This window comes from Amycolatopsis sp. NPDC033938 (assembly GCF_055575975.1).
On sequence record NZ_JBVIRO010000004.1, the window covers coordinates 530,577 to 551,978 of the forward strand.

At 67.0% G+C, this 21,402-nt stretch carries 17 protein-coding genes; 5 read left to right on the plus strand and 12 right to left on the minus strand.

The window, feature by feature from the left end:
• Positions 1-22: 22 nt before the first annotated feature.
• From ACZ5ZX_RS15305 to ACZ5ZX_RS15315, 3 genes are read right to left on the minus strand one after another with little or no spacing between them, the layout of a single operon-like run.
• Positions 23-787: a tryptophan 2,3-dioxygenase gene (locus ACZ5ZX_RS15305; RefSeq protein WP_465502599.1), complete on the minus strand. Its 765-nt coding sequence runs from the start codon at positions 785-787 to the stop codon at positions 23-25.
• Positions 784-2,169 (minus strand): FAD-dependent oxidoreductase, encoded by a 1,386-nt coding sequence (locus tag ACZ5ZX_RS15310; RefSeq protein WP_465502600.1) that lies wholly within the window; start codon positions 2,167-2,169, stop codon positions 784-786. The genes ACZ5ZX_RS15305 and ACZ5ZX_RS15310 overlap by 4 nt, the downstream gene beginning before the upstream one ends.
• Before the next feature lie 52 nt (positions 2,170-2,221).
• A complete protein-coding gene (locus tag ACZ5ZX_RS15315; protein WP_465502601.1) occupies positions 2,222-3,004 on the minus strand; it encodes an alpha/beta fold hydrolase in 783 nt (260 codons plus the stop codon).
• Between the two features lie 232 nt (positions 3,005-3,236).
• Between ACZ5ZX_RS15315 and ACZ5ZX_RS15320 the strand changes: the two genes are divergently transcribed.
• Positions 3,237-4,412, plus strand: coding sequence for an epoxide hydrolase family protein (locus ACZ5ZX_RS15320; RefSeq protein ID WP_465502602.1), 1,176 nt, complete (start codon positions 3,237-3,239; stop codon positions 4,410-4,412).
• 757 nt (positions 4,413-5,169) lie between these two features.
• Here the strand turns inward: ACZ5ZX_RS15320 and ACZ5ZX_RS15325 are convergent.
• Entirely contained in the window at positions 5,170-6,090 is a 921-nt protein-coding gene (locus ACZ5ZX_RS15325) for a VOC family protein (RefSeq protein WP_465502603.1), read from the minus strand.
• Positions 6,091-6,306: 216 nt separating this feature from the next.
• Between ACZ5ZX_RS15325 and ACZ5ZX_RS15330 the strand changes: the two genes are divergently transcribed.
• Positions 6,307-6,993: a DUF899 domain-containing protein gene (locus ACZ5ZX_RS15330; RefSeq protein ID WP_465502604.1), complete on the plus strand. Its 687-nt coding sequence runs from the start codon at positions 6,307-6,309 to the stop codon at positions 6,991-6,993.
• A gap of 60 nt (positions 6,994-7,053) precedes the next feature.
• On the opposite strand, the gene ACZ5ZX_RS15335 is transcribed toward ACZ5ZX_RS15330, so the two are convergent.
• The 6 genes from ACZ5ZX_RS15335 to ACZ5ZX_RS15360 are packed head-to-tail and all read right to left on the minus strand — an operon-like array spanning position 7,054 to position 14,827.
• Complete coding sequence (locus ACZ5ZX_RS15335) at positions 7,054-7,341, minus strand: putative quinol monooxygenase (RefSeq protein ID WP_465502605.1); 288 nt, start codon at positions 7,339-7,341, stop codon at positions 7,054-7,056.
• A 23-nt stretch (positions 7,342-7,364) separates the two neighbouring features.
• Positions 7,365-8,981: an MFS transporter gene (locus tag ACZ5ZX_RS15340; protein ID WP_465502606.1), complete on the minus strand. Its 1,617-nt coding sequence runs from the start codon at positions 8,979-8,981 to the stop codon at positions 7,365-7,367.
• Positions 8,982-9,025: 44 nt separating this feature from the next.
• Positions 9,026-10,591: a 4-hydroxyphenylacetate 3-hydroxylase family protein gene (locus ACZ5ZX_RS15345; RefSeq protein ID WP_465502607.1), complete on the minus strand. Its 1,566-nt coding sequence runs from the start codon at positions 10,589-10,591 to the stop codon at positions 9,026-9,028.
• A complete protein-coding gene (locus ACZ5ZX_RS15350; protein WP_465502608.1) occupies positions 10,588-11,955 on the minus strand; it encodes a condensation domain-containing protein in 1,368 nt (455 codons plus the stop codon). The genes ACZ5ZX_RS15345 and ACZ5ZX_RS15350 overlap by 4 nt, the downstream gene beginning before the upstream one ends.
• Before the next feature lie 23 nt (positions 11,956-11,978).
• Positions 11,979-13,049: a 4-hydroxyphenylpyruvate dioxygenase gene (hppD, locus tag ACZ5ZX_RS15355; RefSeq protein ID WP_465502609.1), complete on the minus strand. Its 1,071-nt coding sequence runs from the start codon at positions 13,047-13,049 to the stop codon at positions 11,979-11,981.
• Positions 13,050-13,075: 26 nt separating this feature from the next.
• A complete protein-coding gene (locus ACZ5ZX_RS15360) occupies positions 13,076-14,827 on the minus strand; it encodes an amino acid adenylation domain-containing protein (RefSeq protein WP_465502610.1) in 1,752 nt (583 codons plus the stop codon).
• 392 nt (positions 14,828-15,219) lie between these two features.
• On the opposite strand from ACZ5ZX_RS15360, the gene ACZ5ZX_RS15365 reads away from it, so the two are divergent.
• Positions 15,220-16,452 carry an MFS transporter gene (locus ACZ5ZX_RS15365; protein WP_465502611.1) on the plus strand — a complete coding sequence of 411 codons (1,233 nt, stop codon included), beginning with the start codon at positions 15,220-15,222 and terminating at the stop codon, positions 16,450-16,452.
• On the opposite strand, the gene ACZ5ZX_RS15370 is transcribed toward ACZ5ZX_RS15365, so the two are convergent.
• On the minus strand, positions 16,431-17,237 hold the full coding sequence (locus ACZ5ZX_RS15370; RefSeq protein WP_465502612.1) for an alpha/beta fold hydrolase: 807 nt from the start codon (positions 17,235-17,237) through the stop codon (positions 16,431-16,433). The two genes, ACZ5ZX_RS15365 and ACZ5ZX_RS15370, sit on opposite strands and share 22 nt — an antisense overlap.
• A gap of 105 nt (positions 17,238-17,342) precedes the next feature.
• Here ACZ5ZX_RS15370 and ACZ5ZX_RS15375 point away from each other — a divergent pair, with 105 nt between their 5' ends.
• Positions 17,343-18,011, plus strand: a complete 669-nt coding sequence (locus tag ACZ5ZX_RS15375; protein WP_465502613.1) for a winged helix-turn-helix transcriptional regulator — start codon at positions 17,343-17,345, stop codon at positions 18,009-18,011.
• Between the two features lie 1,006 nt (positions 18,012-19,017).
• Positions 19,018-20,238, plus strand: a complete 1,221-nt coding sequence (locus ACZ5ZX_RS15380; RefSeq protein WP_465502614.1) for a cytochrome P450 family protein — start codon at positions 19,018-19,020, stop codon at positions 20,236-20,238.
• 66 nt (positions 20,239-20,304) lie between these two features.
• Here ACZ5ZX_RS15380 and aroF read toward each other — a convergent pair whose 3' ends face one another.
• Positions 20,305-21,354, minus strand: a complete 1,050-nt coding sequence (aroF, locus tag ACZ5ZX_RS15385) for a 3-deoxy-7-phosphoheptulonate synthase (RefSeq protein ID WP_465502615.1) — start codon at positions 21,352-21,354, stop codon at positions 20,305-20,307.
• Positions 21,355-21,402 lie beyond the last annotated feature (48 nt).

The window sequence follows — 21,402 nt, forward strand, 5'->3', positions numbered from 1 at the left end:
GATGGCCGGGTTTCACCGCGGGTCAGGTGATGTTCCGCACCTCCCACAACGCGGGGAACAACGGCGTGAACACCGCACGCCGCAGATAGGCCGCGCCGGTCGAACCGCCGGTCCCGGTCTTGTCGCCGATGATGCGCTGCGCCATCATCGAATGCCGGTAACGCCATTCGGTGAAGGTCTGGTCGAGGTCGACCATCCGCTCGCACACCTGCGCCACCACACCGTCCTCGCGGTAGGCCTTCGCGATCGTCGGCGCCGCGGTTTCGGGGGATTCGCCTGGGAGCACGGGAAATCCCTGCGCGGTGAGGTAGGTGGCGAACGAGTCGGACAAGGACGGCCGTCCCAGCGCGGTGAGCAGCCGTTCCCGGTCGGCCGTTCCCCGCGGGAACCGGTCGAGCACGCCGGGGTCGCGTCTGCCGAGGACCACCTCGATCTCACGGAACTGCGCGGAATAGAAGCCGCTGCCGCCGAGGTCGTCCCGGAACCGGGCGAACTGACCGGGGGTGAGGGTGTCGAGGACGTCGATCTGCCGGAGCATCACCCGCACGATCGCGAGGAGGCGGCCGATGGTCCGCAGGGCCGCCCCCACTTCGCCGTCCTCGAACGCCCGGCCCAGTTCGGCGAACTCGTGCAGCAGCTGCTTGAACCAGAGCTCGTGCACCTGGTGCACGATGACGAAGAGCAGCTCGTCGTGTTCGCCGGTGTTGGGCTGTTGAAGCTCCAGCAATTCGTCGAGGGCGAGATAGTCGCGGTACGCGGTATGTGCTGCTTCGTCGGCTGTGCTCATGCCGCGTGCCTCTCCGGCGTCACCACCGCTGGAGGGGGCGTGGGCACCGGGGCCGGGACCTGCCGGGACTGCCTGAGCACCCGCAACATCATGGCGGGTTTCATCAGGTTCGCCGGTGGGTCCACCAGTCCGGCCACGCGCATGAAGGTGCCGGTGACCCGGCCGTCCCTGGTCGCCGCGCGCTGCACGCGTCCCATGTAGGCGTTGGCGATCCGGACCTGCGCGGGACGTTTTCCGGCCACACCGGGGAAACTCAGATCGCCCGACGCGGAGATCTGCCACGGTACGTCGATGACGGTGGAGATGTCCTTGAAGAACGCCAGTGCTTCCGGCGCTTTCCCTTCGCGCAAGTGTTCCCGCAGGGTCAGCGCTTCGAGCGCGGCGACGGTCATGCCCTGCCCGTAGACCGGGTTGAAACTGCACACGGCGTCGCCGACCACGAGCAGACCTTCCGGAAACCCGGTCAGCCGTTCGTAGTGACGGCGCACGCTCGCCGGGTACCGGAAGGCGACCGGTTCGCTGAGCGGTTCCGCGTCCTTGATGACGTCGTACACGTCGGGAACTTCGAGCGATTTCGCGAACGCCAGGAAGCCGGCGTCGTCGGTGGGGGCGCTGTCACCGAGCACGCCGGTGAGGGAGACCATGAACTTGCCTCCCTCGATCCGCGAGAGGAACGCGCCCCGCGGATGCGACGGAGTGGACACGGGGTTGATCGACAGGTCGTCCCCGAGCGGTCCGCCGTCCGGGAGCCGGTAAACCCGCGTCGTGTAGGTCAAATCGATCTTGACGCGGTCCTCTTCCGGCGCGGCGTGACCGAGTTCGGTGAGCCACGCGGGCGTTCGCGAGCCGCGTCCGGTCGCGTCGACCACCAGATCGGCCGTGAGCCGCAGATCGTCGCCGGAGGCCCCGTCACGAACTTCCACGCCCTCGACGCGGGAGCGGTCGCCGGACAGGATCGGGCCGAGCACCGTGTGGTTCGCCAGCAGCCGGACGTTGGCGATCGCCTCCACCCGGTCGCGGACGAGACCTTCCAGCACCGGACGCGCGGCCGACACGCAGACCAAACCGGTGTGCGCGGGGGAAAGCCGCCTGCCGTTGAAATACCAGCGGAGTTCCCCGAGGTCCCCGGTGGGGACACCGGCGGCGACGGCGGCGTCGGTGAACCCGTCGAACAGCTCGTCGAGGATCTGCTGTCCTCTGGCGAGCAGACCGTGCACGTGCCTGCCCTGTGGCACACCGCGGCGGGCCGTCCGCAGACCGTGCAGTTCGTCCCGATCGACGATCACGACGTCCGCGTAGGACTCCGACAGGACCCGTGCGGCCAGCAGGCCGGCCATACTGCCACCGAGAACGACCGCGCGCTCTCCCACTTGCTTGCCCACCAGGGCCTCCCTGTCTTCGTCCTTGATTCGATCAGTGGCCGGAACGCCGGATTCAGTCGTCCGTGCCGAAGAACTCGATCACCGACGGGGCGACGGCGGCGGCGACCAGGTTGTGGTCGCTGTCGGGCAAGGTCAGCGCGTTCGCCCCGGGGATCCGCGCCACCACTTCGGCGACGGAATCACGTTGCCATTGCGGGCTTTTCGCGCCGGTGACGCCCAGCGTCGGCACGGTGACCTTCGAGATCCGGTCGGGGATGTGACAGTCACCGATGATCTCGCCGTCGTAGGGCAGGGTGTGCGCCAAGCCGACCAGGTGCGACCATGCCTCGGACTGCTCGATCCGGCCGACGGAATCCGGTTTGAACCCGACCGCGTTGATCATGAAGTGCTTGACCGCGTCACCGAGCTGATCGTTGCGGACGTATTCCGCGAGGTCGGACCGGTACTTTTCGTCGAGGCGGTCGCGCGAGCCTTCCAGGATGTACGGTGGTTCGTACGCCACGAGTTTCGTGATCCCGTTGCCGCGCAACGCGACGTCGAAGGCCAGCACGGCGGCGGTGCAGTGGGCGAACACGTGCGCCTGGCCACCGGCCTCGGCGATGACCGCTTCGAGGTCTTCCAGTTCGCGCTCGACCGCGTACGGGCCGGTGTCGCCGCTTTCCCCACGGCCGCGGCGATTCACGTTGAACACCTCGTAATGCGGGGACAGCAGTTCCGCCAGTTCCGCGGTGGCCCAGTGATCACAGAGCGCGCCGCCGAGCAGGATCACGGGGTGGCCGGCACCGACCCGCTGGACCGAGATCGCGGTGCCGTCGCGCGAAAATACCTTGTCCATGGCTCTCCCACAGGATCGATTTCTCCTTCGACGCCGTCGCCGGGCGACCGCGCCACCGGCGTTTCTCATCCCGGTGATGGAAATCGTCACACGATTCCCCGCACGGATACTTCTTCCCGACTGCTTGGTGGATTCCGTTTCCTTCCCGCAGCGAAGGAGACGTTTACGGCTTGTCCGGGGAGTTAGCGTGCTCGCCGGGGGAGTCTTGTCGTATTCGATGATCGGAGTCGTTATGAAGCCCTTCCGCCTCGCTGTGCCGGAGGCCGACCTGGCGGACCTGCGTCGCCGGATCGGGCAGACCCGGTGGCCCGACGAACTTCCCGGCGTCGGCTGGGATCGCGGTGTCCCGCTCGGCTACCTGCGCGAGCTGGCGCGGTATTGGGCGGAGGAATTCGACTGGCGCGCGGTCGAAGCGAGAATCAACGCGTTCCCGCAGTTCACCACCGAAATCGACGGTGAGGACGTGCACTTCCTGCACGTCCGCTCACCCGAACCGGACGCGACGCCGCTCGTGCTGACGCACGGCTGGCCGGGTTCCTTCGCCGAATTCCTCGACGTCATCGGGCCACTGACCGATCCTCGCGCGCACGGGCTGGACCCCTCGATCGCCTATCACGTGGTCATCCCGTCCATCCCGGGTTACGGGTTCTCGACGCTGCGCCAGCCGGGCTGGGACGTGCCGAGGATCGCCGGCGCCTGGCGGGAACTCATGGCACGCCTCGGATACGACCGCTACGTGGCGCAAGGCGGCGACGCCGGCTCCCCGATTTCGCTGGTGCTGGGCATGCTGGATCCCGAGCACGTACTCGGCGTGCACGTGAACATGCTGATGACCTTCCCATCGGGCGATCCCGCGGAACTCGAGGGAATCAGCGAAACCGACGGTGCGCGGCTGGCCGGCCTCGGGCGGTTCGACACCGAACTCTCCGGTTACATGAAGGTCCAGGCGACCCGGCCGCAGACGATCGCCTACGCGCTCACCGACTCACCCGTCGGCCAGCTGGCTTGGATCGTCGAGAAGTACCGTGAGTGGACCGATTCGGCGGAACTCCCCGAAGACGCGGTCGCCAGGGACCACATCCTGACCGGGGTGACGCTGTACTGGCTGACGGCCACAGCGGGTTCCTCGGCGCAGTTCTACTACGAGGGTGCCGACGCCGTCCGGCAGGCGGCGAGCGGGGTGGTGCCGCCCCCGGTGCCGGTGCCGGTCGGCGTCGCGGTGTTCCCGCGCGACATCTTCGTGCCGGTGCGCCGTCTCGCGGAACGCGACATCCCCAGCATCACGCACTGGACCGAACACGACCGCGGCGGGCACTTCGCGGCGCTGGAGCAACCGGGTCTGCTCGTGTCCGATCTGCGGGCGTTCACCGCGAAACTCCTCGCGGGGGAGAGCCGTCGGGCGGCTTGAGCACTCGAGAACGGTCCGTGAAGGCCTCCTTCCCTACTCTGACGGTAGTGAAGGAGGCTTTCGCTACCGTCGGATGTGATCTCTGGTGACGATGGGGCCGGCGGCCGGTCGTGAAGTACATGAAGGTCCCCTTCCTTGGCGCCTAGCGCAGGGTTCCGGCAGAGTCGCATAAGTGCTGGTCGGCTGCACCTCTGGAGCGGGACAAGACGAACGCGTTGTGGTGGACGCGGCGGGAGCGGGCCAACGCAAGGGGCCTTACCCGGGCCCGGACTGTCCATAAGGGACACTTTCCGAGACAGAAATGCCCGATTTGGGGCATCTTGCGCGGTTTCGCGAGGGGGTCGTGAGTGGCGTTTCGTGTTCTAGCCCGAATCGCCACTCACGACCCGGGCCGAGTGGGTGGTTTCGCGTGGCTGGATGGATGGCGCGTGTGATCAGACGGAGGACACGTGTGACTGGATGGATGACACGCGGGAGCGGCAGGTTTCGACACGCGTGTTCTCCGTTCACTCACGCGTGCCCTCCGTCGGATCACGCGTGTCGCCCGAGGTAGGTACCTAAGACACCAGTGGCCCTCACCCGAATCGCCACTCACGCCATTTCTCCGAAACCGCACCGGTAGCACCGCGGTGTCCAGAATCAGGCCTGCCCTACCTCGGCTCGCCCTTGATCAACGGAAGATCAGGGACGTTGAGTGTCCCTGATCTTCCGTGGGGACCTTCATGTACTTCGGTAAGGCGTGACGACCAGCCGTCGCTCAGGCGTCTTCCGCGCCCATCATCAGCGCGGCGAGGTCCTCCGGGGCGAGGAACGACGGCGGCGGAGGAGTGCCCCAGCTGAAGAAGCTCAGCGCACCCTCGAAAACCTCGGGCTTCCACAGTTCGTCGTCGAGAATGCAGTCCGTGTCGCTGTAGTACTCGCTGAAGTTGCCGGCGGGGTCCTTGAGGTACCAGAAGAAGTTGGACCCGACGTGGTGACGGCCGAGGCCCCACACATGCCGCTCCGGATGGTTCTCGAGCATCGACGTCGCACCGCGGCCGACCTCGTCGACGTCGTCGACCTGCCAGCCGGTGTGGTGCAGATAGGTCACCGGGGAGCGCAGGAGCAGCAGGTTGTGGTGTTCGGTCGTGCACCGCAGGAACGCGCCCGCGTTCCGGATCAGGTCACTGACCTTGAACCCGATACCCTCGACGAAGAATTTCTGTGAGATCGCGAAATCGGTCGAACCGAGGACGACGTGCCCGAGCCGCTTCGGCCGCACCCGGTCGTCGCGCAGCACACCGGGAGCCCTCGTCCCCGGTCGTTCGATCCGTCCGTTGGCGTTGTACGGCGTCGGCTGTCCCACCGCCTGACGGATCCGCGGCTCGATCTTCAGGGTCACTTCGGTACCGGTGGCCGGATCGGTGCCGATGAGGCTGTCCGGCGCGCGGCGGTGGGCGGCGCCGATCTTCTCCAGATTCGCCTCGGCCCGGCCGAGATCGTCCTCGTCGTCGACGGAGACGGTCATCCCGGCCAGCCGCCGGAATCTCGACGACACCAGCCGCAGCTGGCGACCACCGTCCACAGTGGAGTACCAGCCGTCTTCCCCGCGAGTCAGGCCGAAGTCGTCGTAATAGGCGGAGGTCTCCGCGAGATTGGGCACTCCGATGGTGACCGATCCCAGCCTGTGCAGTGTCACGCGACAGCTCCCTTTCGGCTACGGGCCCGGCAATTATCCACTGATCAGAATACCGGAGCGAACGCTCGTCACGGGGGTCCGCGGAAGGTGTGACAATCCAGGATAAGCAGGCCGACGCCCCTTTTTCCGGCAAACACGGAGTAGGGGAACGGGTCTCCGGCGGGCTAGCATCGAATGAAAACACAGGTATGGTTCGCCGAGAGTGAGGATGTTGCAGTGACCGTCCCCGAAGTCGTCTCGCGAGAAGAATGGACAGCAGCTCGCACCGCCTTCCTCGCCAAGGAAAAAGAACTGACCAAGGCGCGTGACGAGATCAACGCCCAGCGCCGTGCGCTGCCCCGGATACTGGTCGAGAAGAACTACACGTTCCATGACCCGGAGCGAGGTGAACTCTCGTTTACCGACCTTTTCGAAGGCAGGCGGCAACTCATCGTCTACCACTTCATGATGCTGGGCCCCAGTGAGGAGTTCTGCACGAGTTGCTCCTTCTGGATCGACAACATCGGGCACCTCGCGCATCTGCACGCCCGTGACACCACGCTGGTGATCGACTGCCCGGCGCCGCTCGAGAAGATCCAGCCGTTCAAGGAACGAATGGGGTGGACGGTGCCCTGGGTGTCGTCGCTCGGCTCGGATTTCTACCAGGACTTCCACGTCTCACTCGGGGCCGGCGTGCAGCCTCCCGGAATCAGCGCTTTCGTCCGTGAGGGCGACACGATCCAGTACGCGTACTCGACCCACGGCCGCGGCAGCGATCTGCTGAACACGACCTACAACTACCTCGATCTGACGCCGCTCGGCAGGCAGGAGGAGGGGCTCGGGTTCACCCAGGAGTGGGTCCGGCACCACGACCGTTACGAGCACGCGGACCGGTGCGGCGTGTGCGAACACGCCGCCGGCTGAGAAAGCCGAAAGGGCCGTACCCGGATGGCTGCCGGGTACGGCCCTTTCGTCGTGGGTCGATCAGTAAGGCGAGCCGACGCTGGCGATCTCGAACTTCGCCAGATCGCCACCCTGGATCTCGGTGAACTGTTCCGGCGGGTTGGCGACCTGACGCCACGCGTTGAGCACCTCGTCGGATTCCCAGCGCTCGAACAGGTTCACCCGGCCCGGGTCCACCGCGTCCGCCGTGATGGCGAAGTCGAGGCAGCCGTCGAACTTCCGGGCACGCGAGATGACGTCCTGGTGCAGCTGCACGTATTTGTCCCGGTCGGCCGCGTCGATCTGGAAGTATCCCGCGACGATGATCATTTCCTGTCCCTTTCGTCGAACTTTCAGTCCTTGGCCAGAACGGATGTCCCGGCGTCGGAGCCTTCTCCGGTGGCGGTTTCTTCCGTTTCCGGCGCGCCACCCTGCCCGTCGCCACCGGGGCTTTGGTGAGAGAGCGGCGGGATCTGCCGGAACGACTTGATGCACAGCGTAGCCAAAAGCGCGAACAAAACCGCGCCGACGATCGCGACCACGTTCAAACCGCTGGTGAACGCGCTCCTCGCCGATTCGAGCAATTGCGAACCGGCCGGTTCACCGAGCCCCGGCGCGACGGCGAGGGCGTTGGTGATGCTTTCCCGTGCCGCGTCCGCTCCGGGCGGCACCTCGACCTGGTTGCTGTACACGGCGGTACCGACGGTGCCGAACAGCGCGATACCCGCCGCCACACCGAATTGCCCGCCCATCTCCATGGACGCCGACGCCGCGCCGATCTTGTCCGGCGGCGTGTTGCCCATCATCAGCTCGTACCCGAGCGCGGTGCCGGGCCCGATGCCGGCCATCGCGAGCGCGAACCCGATCACGGTGAGCGTCAGGCCACCGGTGGCCGAAACCTGCGTGAGCAGGCCGTAGCCGATGGCGGCGATCAGCAGGCCGACACTCATCACGTAGGCCGGCCGGATCTGCCTTCCGATCCCGCTGCCGAGCATGATGGCGACCACCATGGCGAATCCGGTCGGCACCAGCCAAAGACCGGCGGCCAGCGGGGTGAGCCCGACCACGGTCTGCAGGTAGAGGCTCACCATCAGCAGCCCGCCACCCTGGATGGCGCCACCGCCGAGGCTCAGGATGAACGACGAGCGGAACACCCGGTGGGAGAACAGGCCGAGGTCGATCATCGGGTCGGCGAGCCGCTTCTGCCGCGCGATGAACAGCGCGCCGAAGACCAGGCCGATGACCATCGAACCGACCAGCAGCGGCTTCCAGCCCTCGCGGGCCACCTCGGTGACGCCGTAGATGAGCGGCAGGATCGCGAGCAGCGAGAGCAGGACACTGCCGAGATCGACCTTCCGCCCGCCCGGTGCCTTGAACTCCGGCAGCACCGAGCCGCCGGCGATGAGCACCAGCAGGACCACCGGCACGGCGAGGAGGAAGACCGAACCCCACCAGAAGCTCGACAGCATCAAGCCGCCGACGATGGGTCCGAGCACCGAACCGCCCATGAAACAGGCCATCCAGATCCCGATGGCCGCGGACCGCTGCTTCGGGTGCTGGAAGATGTTGCTCAGCAGCGCCAAGGACGAAGGCGCGAAGGTCGCGCCCGCGATACCCAGCAGCGCCCTGGACACGATCAGCATCTCACTGCTGACCGAGAACGCCGCCAGTAGTGACGCGATCCCGAACGCCGCGGCGCCGAACATCAGGATCTTGCGTCTGCCGATCCGGTCGCCCAGCGCGCCCATCGTCGGCAGGAAACCGGCGAGCAGGAAGCCGTAGATGTCCAAGATCCACAGCTGTTCGGTACTGCTGGGCGCGAGATCCGCCGTGATGTGCGGGGTCGCGAGCACAAGTACGCTCAAGTCCACTGACATCAGCAGGGTCGGCAGCGCGAGCAGGAGTAGCCCGAACCATTCCTTCCGCCCCGCCAAGACGGGCGCATTGCCCGTCGGTGTTGTTGCGTCCATCAACCTTCCTTTCTCTGGGGCACGGCCCGGCGGCGATCAAGTGATCACCGCTGGAGGAAATCGGCGCTCGTCCGTCTCAGCTCGTCGAAGGAGGAGAGGTCGGGAGCGGTCCAGCCGTCCAGGTCGTATTCGGCCAGGCATTCGCGGACGAAGTCCCGGTAACCGTCGACCTGCCCCGAGACGACTTGCGACATCATCAGCTCGATCCGGGTGTTCTCGTGGTTTCCCGAATAGTTGCGTTCGTACAGTTCGTGCCTGCCCCCGAATTCCGAGCCGATGGCGTCCCAGAGCAGTTTCATCACCTTGACCCTGGCCACCGAATCCGTCCCGTTCGACCCACGAACGAAACGATCGAGATAACCGCGGATCTCCGGATTGCGGAAGTCGTCGGCACTGGAATTGAGGTAGATCAGCCCGCTGGCCACGTCCTGCATCACGATCTCCTTGATGCGGGAGTACCCCATCTGCATGAACCAGCGGTAAGCCATTCCGTACTGCGGGTTCGGCAGCACGGCACCGTTCTTCCAGGGCACCGGATTCCGCGCGGCCGCGTCGGACAGCCCCTGGAACAACGTCCGCCACGCCAGCACTTCGCCGATCCTGGTCTGCACGCCGCGGAAGTCCTTGGAACCGGTGAGCTCCAACGCCTCGAAAAGCAGGCCCGCCAGGAATTCGAGTTTCACGGCGAGCCGGGTGCACCCCTGGAACATCGCGCGCTCGTTGAACCCGGAATGCCCGGTGAACATCTGCATCTTGCCGATGTTCCCGTAGACGAAGACGTTCTCCCACGGCACGAGCACCTTGTCGAAGACGAGGATGCTGTCGTTCTCGTCCATCCGCGCCGAAAGGGGGTAGTCGAAGGGGCTGCCCATCACCGCTGCGGTCGCGGCGTAGGAGGTCCGGCAGATCAGTTTCACGCCCGGCGCGTCCATCGGAACGGTCGCGACGAGCGCGAACCGCTTGTCCTTGACCGGCATGCCCTGGTTCGCGATGAAGTTGTAATGCGTCATCGCCGAGGCCGTCGCCACCACTTTGGCGCCACTGATCACGACCCCCGCGTCGGTCTCCTTCTCCACATGCACGATCACGTCGCCGATCTCGTCCGGCGGTTTGCTGCGATCGACCGGCGGATGCACGAAGGCGTGGTTCCAGAACAACACCTTCTCCTGCGTTTCCCGGTACCAGCGGTGAGCGTTGTCGGTGAACGGCGCGTAGAAGTCGGCGTTGGCCCCGAGGGTGCCGAGGAACGACGCCTTGTAGTCGGGTGTCCTGGTCATCCAGCCGTAGCTGATCCTCGCCCAGCCCGCGATCGCGGCCTGGTCCGCGATCAGGTCTTCGGCACTGTGCGGGGTGCGGAAGAACCGGTGGGTGAACCCGTCGCTCCCGGTGTCGGTCGGCGCGGTGAGCGTCGCCTGGCGTTCCGGATCGTGCAGCGCGTCGTAGAGCCGCGCCGTCATCCTCGCCGGATTGGCGAAGGCCGGATGCCTGGTGATGTCCTTGACCCGGTCGCCGTAGATGAACACCTCCCGCCCGTCCCGCAGCGTCTCGAGGTATTCGTCACCGGTCAGCGGGCGGGTCTTGCGGGCGTTGGCGGCGGGTTCGGTACTCATCGCGCCTCTTCCGCGAGCGGCGCGTCGGTGTCCGTGACCACAGTGGACAGAATCGCGCGGAACTGCTCGACCAGGCCGGCCACGGTCTCCTCCCGGAATTCCTGCCGGTCGTATTTCACGCTGCCGAAGATCCCGTGCTCCGCGTCGACGTCCAGGGTCCAGAGCATCCCGTTGGGGATGTCGGAGGAGACCTCCTGGCCGAGGATGCGGTGGCGCACCTCGGAATACTTCGCGGTGGCCCCGAGTTCGCCGTCGGCGCCGAACGGGTGCTGGAAGACCTGCAGCGCGCTGACTGCGACCCCCGGCGTGGCGAAGGTGCTCGGCAGCTCCGGGGCCTCCGCGACGAGATGGGCGAAGGGGAGGTCGTTCACCTGTGCCTCGATGCAGGTGGCGCGGGTGCGCTGGAGGACATCGCGCAGGGTTTCGCAGCCGCCGAGGTCGGTCCGCAGCGGCAGGAAGTTGAAGAACGGGCCGACGGTCTCCTCGAAGCGTTCGTCGAGCCTGCCCGAGGTGATGGTCGGCACGACGATGTCCGTCGCCGAGGTCCGGCGCGCGACAAGGACGTTGTAGGCGGTCTGCAGCACCATGAACGCCGACGCGCGGGAACTCCTGGCGAGTCGTACGGTCGCCTCGGTCAGGACCGGGTCCAGCACGAACCGGTAGGTCGAGGTCACCTTGTCCGGCCCGGGGGTGACGACGGCGTCCGCGGGGAGGCCGAGCAGGCGCGCGTCACGCAGCTTGTCCCGCCAGTAGGCGAGCGAACGCTCATGCGCCTTCGACGTGCTCGCTTCCCGTTGCGCGACAGCGAACTCCCGGTACTGACGAACCTCGGGAAGCCGGGGATCGCGCCCTTCGAGCCGTGCGCCGTAGTACTCGGCGATATCCCGCATGAGCAGTCGCATCGACCAGCCGTCGGTGCCGATGTGGTGCCCGACGAGCACGAACAGGGACTCCTCGTCGGACAACCTGCCCAGCACCGCCCGCACGAGCGGCGGGCGGTTCGCCGAGATCGTCCCCGCCTCCACCTCGCGGAGGAACTCTTCGACGCGGTGCTCCGAACCGGTGCCGGGGATGTCGACGACTTCCAGTTCGGCGGGGGAGGGCGGGCGCACCTCCTGGTACCGGTCGCTCGATGGCCGGTTGATCACCGTACGCAGTGCCTCGTGCCTGCCGACCACGTCACCGAGCGCCGCACGGAGCAGCGCGACGTCGATCGAGCCGAGCAGCCGCCAGCCGCGGACGTTGTGATACCGCGGGCCGAACGGCCCCTCGTCGGCTTCGACGTTGTCGTCGAAACCGCACAGGAACTCCTGGGTAAGGGAAAGCGGGTAGCGGCGTGGTGCCTTTTCGTCCACTTCGGACATTTCGTGAACCTCCTCGAGGTGTGTCACGCGGCGGTCTCGCCGACGGCCCGGTCGGCGGACTCCTGGTCGGCCACGGCCTCGTAGAGCGCTTGGATGTTCCCGCTGCCGAAGGTCTGGGCGCCGAGCCGTTCGATGATCTCGACGAAGAAGGTGTTGCGCGGATGCACGGATTTGGCGAAGATCTGGAACAGCTGGCCGTCATGGTCCTCGTCGACGAGGATGGAGAGCCGCCGCAACGAGTCGATCGTGTGGCCGATGGGGGAGAGCCGGTCGCCCAGCCTGCGGTAGTAGGACTCGGGGGTGCTGAGGAAGCCGATTCCGTTGGTGCCGATCGCGTCCACCGCGCGCACGATGTCGTTGGCGGTGAACGCGACGTGCTGCACACCCGCCCCGCCGTGGTCACGGAGGAACCGGTCGATCTGCCCCGGCGCGCGGCTGATGTCGGGCTCGATCACGGTGAAGGTGACGGCGCCCGAACGGCTTTCGACGACCTTCGAGTTCATGGCCTGCGCGCCGACGGAGATCTTCTCGGTGAAGACCGTCCGGAAGTCCAGGACCTGTTCGTAGTACGCGACCGTCGGCTCCAGCTGTCCCGGGGGCACGCAGACGGCGAAGTGGTCGACCAGCCCGAGGTCGACGTCCGCCGCGCCCTCGCCCTCGATCGGGCGGAACCCCGGCAGCACCCGTGCGTCCACAGTGGAGGGTCGTTGGACGAAGGTGTGGGTGAGGTCGCCGAACCCGCCGATGGTCGCGGTGACGATGCCGTCGGTTTCGGTGACGCCGGACACCGGACGTGCCCCCCTGGCGACGGCGTCGTCGAAGGCCGCCGCCGCGTCGGGGACACCCAGCGCGATGTCCCCGACGCCGTCGCCGTGCCGGGCGAGGTAGAACGAACCGGGTTCACCGTCGGCGCGGGGTTCGGCGATGACCAGCCTGATGTCGTTCCGGCCGACCGCGATCAGGCGGATGTCGTCCGCGTGGGACTCCGCGTACGGCGCGAGCCCGAAACCCCCGGCCAGCCAAGCGGCGGTGGCGCCGGCGTCGGCGGTGTAGAACTTCACGTGGTCGACCGTCAGGTCGTCGAAGGTGGACATGTGGCTGTTCCCCTTGTGGTTGCCCGTCATTGGTCTTCGGCCGTCAGCTCGGCCACGTGTTTGGCGAGCAGCGCGACCGTCGGGAGGTCGAAGAGTTCCGCGACCGTGACGCGGACCCCGAGCTCGCCTTCGATCCGCAGGACGAGCCGGGCGGCGTGCAGGGACTGGCCTCCGTTGTCGAAGAAGCTGTCGTCGAGGCCGACACGTTCGGTGCCGAGCACTTTGGCGAAGATGCCGCACAGCGTCTCTTCGACCGGGTTGCGCGGCGCCCGGTATCCGTTGTCCGCACCGAATACCGGCTCCGGCAGGGCGGCCCGGTCGATCTTCCCGTTCGCCGTCACGGGCAGCGCGTCGAGTGACTGGAACGACGAAGGAACCATGTAGTCCGGCAACGTTTCGGCGACGTGAGCGCGAAGCTCGGCCAGATCCACCCCGCCGGGGCCGGGAACGACATAGGCGGCCAGCCTGCGCTCGCCGTTCTCGCGGGCGCCGACGACGAGGGCGTGGGCCACACCGGGGTGCCTGCCGAGCGCGGCCTCGATTTCCGAGAGCTCGACCCGGAAACCGCGGATCTTCACCTGGCTGTCGGTCCGTCCGGAGAACTCCAGCCCGCCGCCCTCACCGACCCGGACCAGATCCCCGGTACGGAACATGCGCTCGCCAGTGGCACCGAACGGATCGTCCAGGAAACGTTCGGCGGTGAGATCGGGGCGGCCCGCGTAGCCGCGCGCGACTCCGGCGCCCGCCACGTACAGCTCGCCGATCTCGCCGTCGGGAACGGGCCGCAGGTCGCCGTCGAGGACGTAGGTCCGGGTGTCGTCCATCGGGCGGCCGATCGGGACCGTCCCGGTGACCTCCTCCGGGGCGTCGAAGGTGGCGTAGGTGGAGAACAACGTCGTTTCGGTCTGGCCGTACATGATCCGCACCCTGATCCCGGGGCAGGCTTCGAGTACCCGCCGGACAGCGGTCGCCGAGACGACGTCCCCGCCGGTCATGACCTCCTTGACCGTGGCCAGCGATTCCGGCGCTTCTTCGGCGACCACACGGAAAAGACCCGCGGTCAGATGCACCGAGGTGACGACGTCCGCGGCGAGGATCCGCCGCACCGCCTGGAGGTCGAAGGTCCCCGGCGGGGCGAGCACGACCTCACCGCCGCGCAGGAGCGGTCCCCAGACCTCGAAGGTGGACACGCCGAACGCGTAGGGCGCGACCATCAGTACCCGTCCGTGGACCGAGGAATCCCAGCAGGAATCGCCGAGAAGACTCAGCACGGAACGATGGGTGACTTCGACCCCCTTCGGCCTGCCCGTCGATCCCGAGGTGTAGATGACATAGGCCAGCCGGTCTTCGTCCGCGCCGGGAAGCGGGGCTTCGCCGGGTTGTTCCCCCGCCGGTTCCCGGTCGACCACGATGACCTCGTCGGTGACGGGCAGCTCGCCGCCGCTCATCGCCGTGTCGGTGAGCAGGATCCCCGCGCCGATGTCGTCGACGATCCACTGCATCCGGTCGAGCGGGTACGCGCTGTGCAACGGCAGGTAGGCGCCGCCCGCCTTGAGCACGGCGAGCAGGGCGACGATGAGGTCGGGCGACCGGTCCATCAGCACGGCCACCGGGGTTTCGGCGGTGACGCCGAGGGCACGGAGCCTGCCGGCCAGCCGCGCGGCCCGTGCGTCCAGTTCAGCGTAGGTGACGGCCGTGTCGCCGGACCGCACCGCGACGGCGTCGGGGTGGGCTCGTGCGCGGGCCGAGAAGGCCTCCTGGATGGACGCGACGGTCATCGAAGTCTCCAATCCGTGAATCGGGTGGTGACCGAAAGACCCACCACCGGAGCTTTTTCCAGGCTTTCACCGGGCCACAGTGGAGAACGTCTTCTGGGTTGCGAGCCGCTCGCGCCGCCAGACCGTGCCGGCGATCGCCGGGATCCGGACATCGGCACACGCCTCCTCGTCGGCTCACGCATCCAGCGCACACGAACGCGTTCAGTGTGCTGTTCCGGACGTGGTCACAGCCAGTGATCGAGCCACCGCGTCGACATGAATTTTTCATGTCGTCGGCGAAGTCGGCGCTTTCGGAGAAGGCCACTTTCCCGGGTGGCTGACGCTGGGCGTGCCAACGAAGAAAAGGCTCAGTGGATCGACGCGGGAGCGCACTCGGCACAGGAGGCCAGGTCGTGAGCAATCTGATCATCGGCGAGCAGGCAAGCCCGACCCCGCCGTCCAGTCCGCCGGGCAGTCCGGGGCCGGGCCTCCGGCAGACCTTGCTGGCCTACGCCTTGTTCGTCCTGCTCGGCGCGCTGTTCGCCGGCCTCGGCGCGGCCTTGCCGCAGCTGCGGGCGGTCTACCAGCTCGGTCCGGCCGCGGGAAGCGAACTCATCAGCGTTTTCAACGCCGGCTCCCTGCTGTCGACCCTGCTCTTCGGGATCGCCGCCCGCCGATTGCCGCCGCGCCGCTCGATCACCGTCCTGGTGCTCGTCATCGGCAGCGCCGCGATACTGATGGGGCTGGCCACTTCGTGGGCGATGCTGCTGATCACGGCGCTGATCGCGGGTACCGGGTTCGGTGGTCTCGTGGTGTTGCTGAACACGGCTTTCGCCAAGGGTTTCGGGGATCGCAGCGCCATCAAGCTGAGCATCCTCAACGCCGTCTTCGGGGTCGGCGCCGTCGCCGGTCCGCTCCTGATCGGAACGGTCGGGCCGTCGAACCTGCCTTTCGTCTTCTCGGCGATCGGTGTGCTCATCCTGTTGTGCTGGCAAGTGCGTGACTGCGCCTCCCTGCTGACCGATCCGGACGGCACCGACGAGGACACCGTCCCAGGTGGACGGTTGCGCCGCGGCCTCCCGATCCTGGTGGCCTTCGCCGCCATCGGCCTCGTGTACGCCTCGACCGAGACAGGCATTTCCGCCTGGCAGAGCACCTATCTCGTCGGCGTCGGATACTCGGTTGCCGCGGCCGCGCAGATCGACGCGGGCTTCTGGGCGGGTTCGACACTGGGCAGGCTCGTGATTCCCGTGCTTACCGTCCGGATGTCACCGCCGCGCGTGGTGCTCGTCTGCACGGGGTTCGCCGTCCTCGCCCTCTTCAGCGCCACGTCACCGATCTTGGCGCCGTTCAGCTACAGCCTCGCCGGATTCGCGCTCGGCCCGGTGCTCCCGATGGTGATGGCCTGGCTGGCCAGGATCGCGCCGTCCTCGGCACAGTCGACGAACGCCGCCATCCTCGGCTGCGGCATGCTCGGCAGCGTGCTCTCCCCGATCGTGATCGGCGGGATCACCGGCAGTACGCCCGGCGTCCTGATCCCCATCACGATCGGCGTCTTCGCCACGTTGACCTTGCTGGCGCTCTTCAACGCGATCAGGGTCGCGCACCGGCGAAAGGCGGAACGTCAGCCGTTGCGGGAGAAGTAGTCGGCGAGAACGGGAGCGAGCGCGGCCGGGGAAACGTCGTGGTTCTGGCCGTCCAGTGTCCGCTGCTCACCACGCGGCAGGACCTTGGCCGCCTCCTGCGCGCCGTCGAGCATCCAGCCGGGACTGTCGGCGCCGTACAGCACGAGTGCCGGGATATCCACTGTGGACAGACAATCGGCCGGAACGGCCGAGCCGAGCTCGGCGTCACGCATGATGGCCGAGTCGTGGGCCAGTGTCGGCGCGACGGCGGTCAGGCCCGACCACATCGGGGACTCGCGCATCTGGTCGATCATCTCCCGCGGTGAGCCGATCCGTTCCAGGAACAGCGCCACGGCGTCGCCGGAGCGGTCGGCGGCGATCAGCCCGAGGAGTTCGCCGTAATAGCGGCGCGCGCTTTCCTGCTGTTCGTCGCTCGGGTAGAAGGGCGGTTCGTAGACGGCGACCGCGGTCACCGGCTGCCCGCTCGCCGCCCGCAGGGCCAGCGCCCCGCCAGAGGACATGCCGAACAACGCCACCGGGCCGCCGGTGTCGGCGATCACCGCGGCGAGATCCTCGAGTTCCCGTTCGAGTGCGGACTCGGCGACGACGCCGGCGCCGTCACTTTCCCCTCGGCCTCGGCGGTCGTAGGTGGTGACGGTGAACCGCGTGCTCAGTTCCTCCGCCACCCCGGTGAGCGGACCGGCTCCGCGGTGGCAAAGCGCGCCGTCGACCAGTACGACCTGCGGTCCTTGCCCGATGCGGGTGCGGGCTATGGCGGTTCCATCCGCCGAGATGACGGTGCTCACGATCGCTCTCCCTTGGTCGGTGCTGAAGATAACCGTATCGTAAAGTACGGAAAACTGACTATCAACTACGGTGACGCTACTCGATGGTGTGGTTATAGTGAAACCGTGGTGGTCACACGCGAATACTTCGACGGCTGCGGCACCGCGCACGCGCTCGACCTGGTCGGGTCACGATGGGCGTTGCTGATCGTGCGCGAGTTGCTGCTGGGTCCCAAACGGTTCACCGACCTCCGGGCCGGCCTGCCGGGCTCGAGCCCGACCATGCTCGCCCAGCGACTGCGTGAACTGGAGCAGACGGGCATCCTGAGACGGCGCACCCTGCCGCCGCCCGCGGCGTCCACAGTGTACGAACTGACCGAATGGGGCGCCGAGCTCGAACCCGCCCTGCTGGCACTCGGCCGCTGGGCGGCCAGGTCGCCGCTCATGCCGGAACGCGCCCCGCTGTCCCTCGATTCACTGGTGCTGGCGATGCGCACGATGTTCGATCCGGCCTCGGCGGGCGGCCTCGAAGTGGACTGCCAGCTGTACCTTGGGCAGCACGCGGTGCGTGCCCAGGTCGCTGCCGGGACCCTCGAGATCGGATACGGCACTTCGGACCGGCCGGACGCGGTGGTGACCGCCTCGGTGGAGGCGTTGCGGACGGTGGTCTTCGAAGGCCGCGGGCTCGATCACGCCATCGACGACGGAGACGTCACGGTGGAGGGCGACGTCGCGGCGGTGGCCGGATTCGCGAACTGTTTCCCGGTGCCCGAACCCGCTCGCCTCCCCGGTTAGGACAGGGCTTTCGCGACATGAGTTCTTGAGGGGTGGCGTGATCGCCTCGTTGCCGTGAAGGCCCCCTTGCTTACCCTGAAGGTAGGGAAGGAGGCCTTCGCCACCTTGGTTGTAGTCGGGTGCGCCCTCCTGGGGCTCGGCGCGTCTTTGGTTGTCCATAAGGGATGCTGGCGGGCTGCTCCTTGTCTGATTCAGGCCTGTTTGTGCGGTTTCAGGTAGGGTCGTGAGTGGCGATTCGGGTTATTTAGGGGCAAGGCGAATATGGCGTGATCGGCTCACTGTCCGGTAGCAGGCGAGGAGCTCCCCGCTGAGGTGGGGGTGTCGCGTGACTGTCCGCAAGGGGACGTTTTTCGGAGACTTGGTGTCCGATTGATGGCGCTATGTGCGGTTCCGCGTGGGGTCGTGAGTGGCGAATAGGGTTAGAACCCTCATTGCCACTCACGACCCCCATCCAAAACCGCGCAAACCACCCAAGTTGGACATTCTTCTTTGGGAAAGTGTCCCTTGTGGACGCCGGGGCACGGTCCGGCGTCCGTCGGTCAGTCCAGTCCCGTGCCGGGACACGCCACATTTGCCTTACCCCTCAATAGAACACTACTTACCACTCACGACCACCGGCCGAAAACTGCGCATACTGCCCAAGTCGGGCACTTGCCTGCCCAAAAGTGTCCTTTGTGGACACCAGCTCCCCGTCTCCGGCTTCCGGCAGCCGGTCCGGACCCTCGCCAGGTCACGCGGCCAACGACCACGGAACCCGTGAGCGTTTCCCGGCGGCCGCCACCCGTTTCGCACGCCCTCGCCGGGCGTTCCTCACGGCCTGGGTCTTCGAACGTGCCGAGTGCCGCGTATACCCGCTGAAAGTCTTCTAACACAAGGGTTTCCTCACTTACGATCCACGACAGCGAGGTAGTCCACGAGGATCTCCTTCCCGCGGAACTGACTCGTCCAACCGGTCGGCCGCCGGAGTCGTCTTTCAGTGCCTATGGAGTCCTCGAGGGAGATTTTCATGGAGAACCGTTGCCCAGTCGCACTAGATGTCACCGGGGCCGACATCCACGGTGAAGCCGCCGCGCTGCGCAAGCAGGGGCCGGCGACCCAGGTGGAGCTTCCCGGTGGGGTCGTGGTCTGGTCGCTCAACAGCCATTCGGTGATCAAACGCGTGCTATCCGACCCGCGGGTCACCAAGAGCGCCAGGAACCATTGGCCCGCCTTCATCAACGGGCAGATCCCGCCGGACTGGGAAATGATCAGCTGGATCGCGATGGACAACATGGTGACCGCGTACGGCAAGGACCACGTCCGGCTGCGCAAACTGGTCGGAAGCGCGTTCACCCGTCGCCGCACCGAAGCCATCAAGCCGAGGATCGCCGAACTCACGCGAGGACTGATCGCCGCGCTGGAGGCGGTACCCGCCGGGGAGGTCGTCGACCTGCGCGAGCGGTTCGCCTACCCGCTGCCCGCGATGCTGGTCGCCGACCTGATCGGGATGTCGGACGACGCCAGGGTGAAGACCGCCAAGGTGATCGACATGATGGTCGACACCACCGTGACCCCCGAACAGGCGCAGTCGGTGCTGGCGGGCTGGCGCGGCGCGATGGCCGAACTGATCGCGGCCAAACGGCGAGAGCCCGCCGAAGACATCACCAGCGACCTGATCGCGGCGCGGGACGAGGACGGTTCGCGACTGTCCGAAGAGGAATTGACCGACACCATTTTCGCCATCCTCGGCGCCGGTTCGGAGACCACGATCAACTTCTTCGACAACGCCATCACCGCCCTGCTCACCCATCCCGAACAGCGGGCACTGGTGACGGGCGGGCAGATCTCCTGGGACGAGGTCATCGACGAGACCCTGCGGGTCGAGTCGCCGCTCGCGCATCTGCCCCTCCGGTACGCGGTGGAGGACATCGAACTCGACGGGGTCACGATCCCCCGTGGTGACGCGATCCTGGTCAACTACAGCGCGATCGGGCGGGATCCGGAGGTCCACGGGGACACCGCCGGCGAATTCGACATCACCAGGGAGAACAAGGAACACCTCTCGTTCGGGCACGGCCCGCATTTCTGCCTCGGCGCGGGAATCGCCCGTGCCGTCGCGACGATCGGTCTGTCCACTTTGTTCGAACGGTTCCCGGGTCTTTCCCTCGCCGTCGAGCCCGGTGAACTCCGTCCGCTGCCGACGTTCATCATGAACGGCCACCGGACGTTGCCCGTCCGCCTCACCTGAGGCCGTACTTCGAGAGAACCGGCCGAGAGCCGTTTCCGGAACGGGAACGGCTCTCGGCCGGTCGGCTCAGCTGGCGCGCAGATAGCGCCGGGGCGCCGCCGACGGCCGCCGGTCCATCAGGGCGGCCAGCGCGTGGATCGCTCCCGAAAGTTCTTGCAGATCCTCGGCCATCAGGGCCTGCGGCCCGTCACACAGCGCCTCTTCCGGACGCGGGTGCACGTCCACGAGGACCCCGTCGGAGCCCACCGCGATCGCGGCGCGGCTCAGCGGCAGCACCAGGTCACGGCGACCGCCGGAATGCGACGGGTCGATCATCACGGGCAGATGCGAGAGGTGCTGGACCACCGGTACCGCGGAGACGTCCAGGGTGTTGCGGGTCGAGGTCTCGAAGGTACGGATCCCACGTTCGCACAGGACGATGTCGAGGCAGCCCCGCTGAGCGATGTATTCGGCGGCCATCAGCCATTCTTCGATGGTCGAATTCATACCGCGTTTGAGCAGCACCGGTTTGCCTGCCCGCCCCACTGCCTGCAGCAGCGCGAAATTCTGCATGTTGCGGGTCCCGACCTGCAGCATGTCGGCGTATTCGGCGACCACGCCGACGTCTTGCGGCGCGACGACCTCGGTGACCACCGGGAGCCCCGTCTCCGCCCGGACGTCCGCCAGGATGCGGAGTCCGCGTTCCCCGAGCCCCTGGAACGCGTAAGGCGACGTCCTCGGTTTGAACGCGCCGCCCCGCAGCAGCGTCGCCCCGGCGTCCTTCGCCATCACGGCCGCTTCGAGGGTCTGCTCCGCCGATTCCACCGCGCACGGCCCGGCGATCAGCGTCATCGTATGCGGTCCGATCGGGACACCGCCGACCTCGACGGTCGAGCGGCCCTCCGGCCGGTGCTCCCGGCTGACCAGCTTGTACTTGGCCGAAATCCTCGTCACCTTGGCGACTCCAGGGCGGCTGGCGAGGTTCAGCGTCTCGAATTGGTCGACGTCGCCGATCAGCCCGATGATCGTCCTGCTCACCCCGCGGCTGACAAAGGCCTCGCCGCCGGCGGATTCCACTTGGGTGACGATCGCCTCGACCTCCTCTTCGGTGGCGTCCGGCGTCATAACGATCACCATGGTGTCGTTCTCCTCTGGTCGGGGCATCTCGGAAACCGGTGTGGCGTA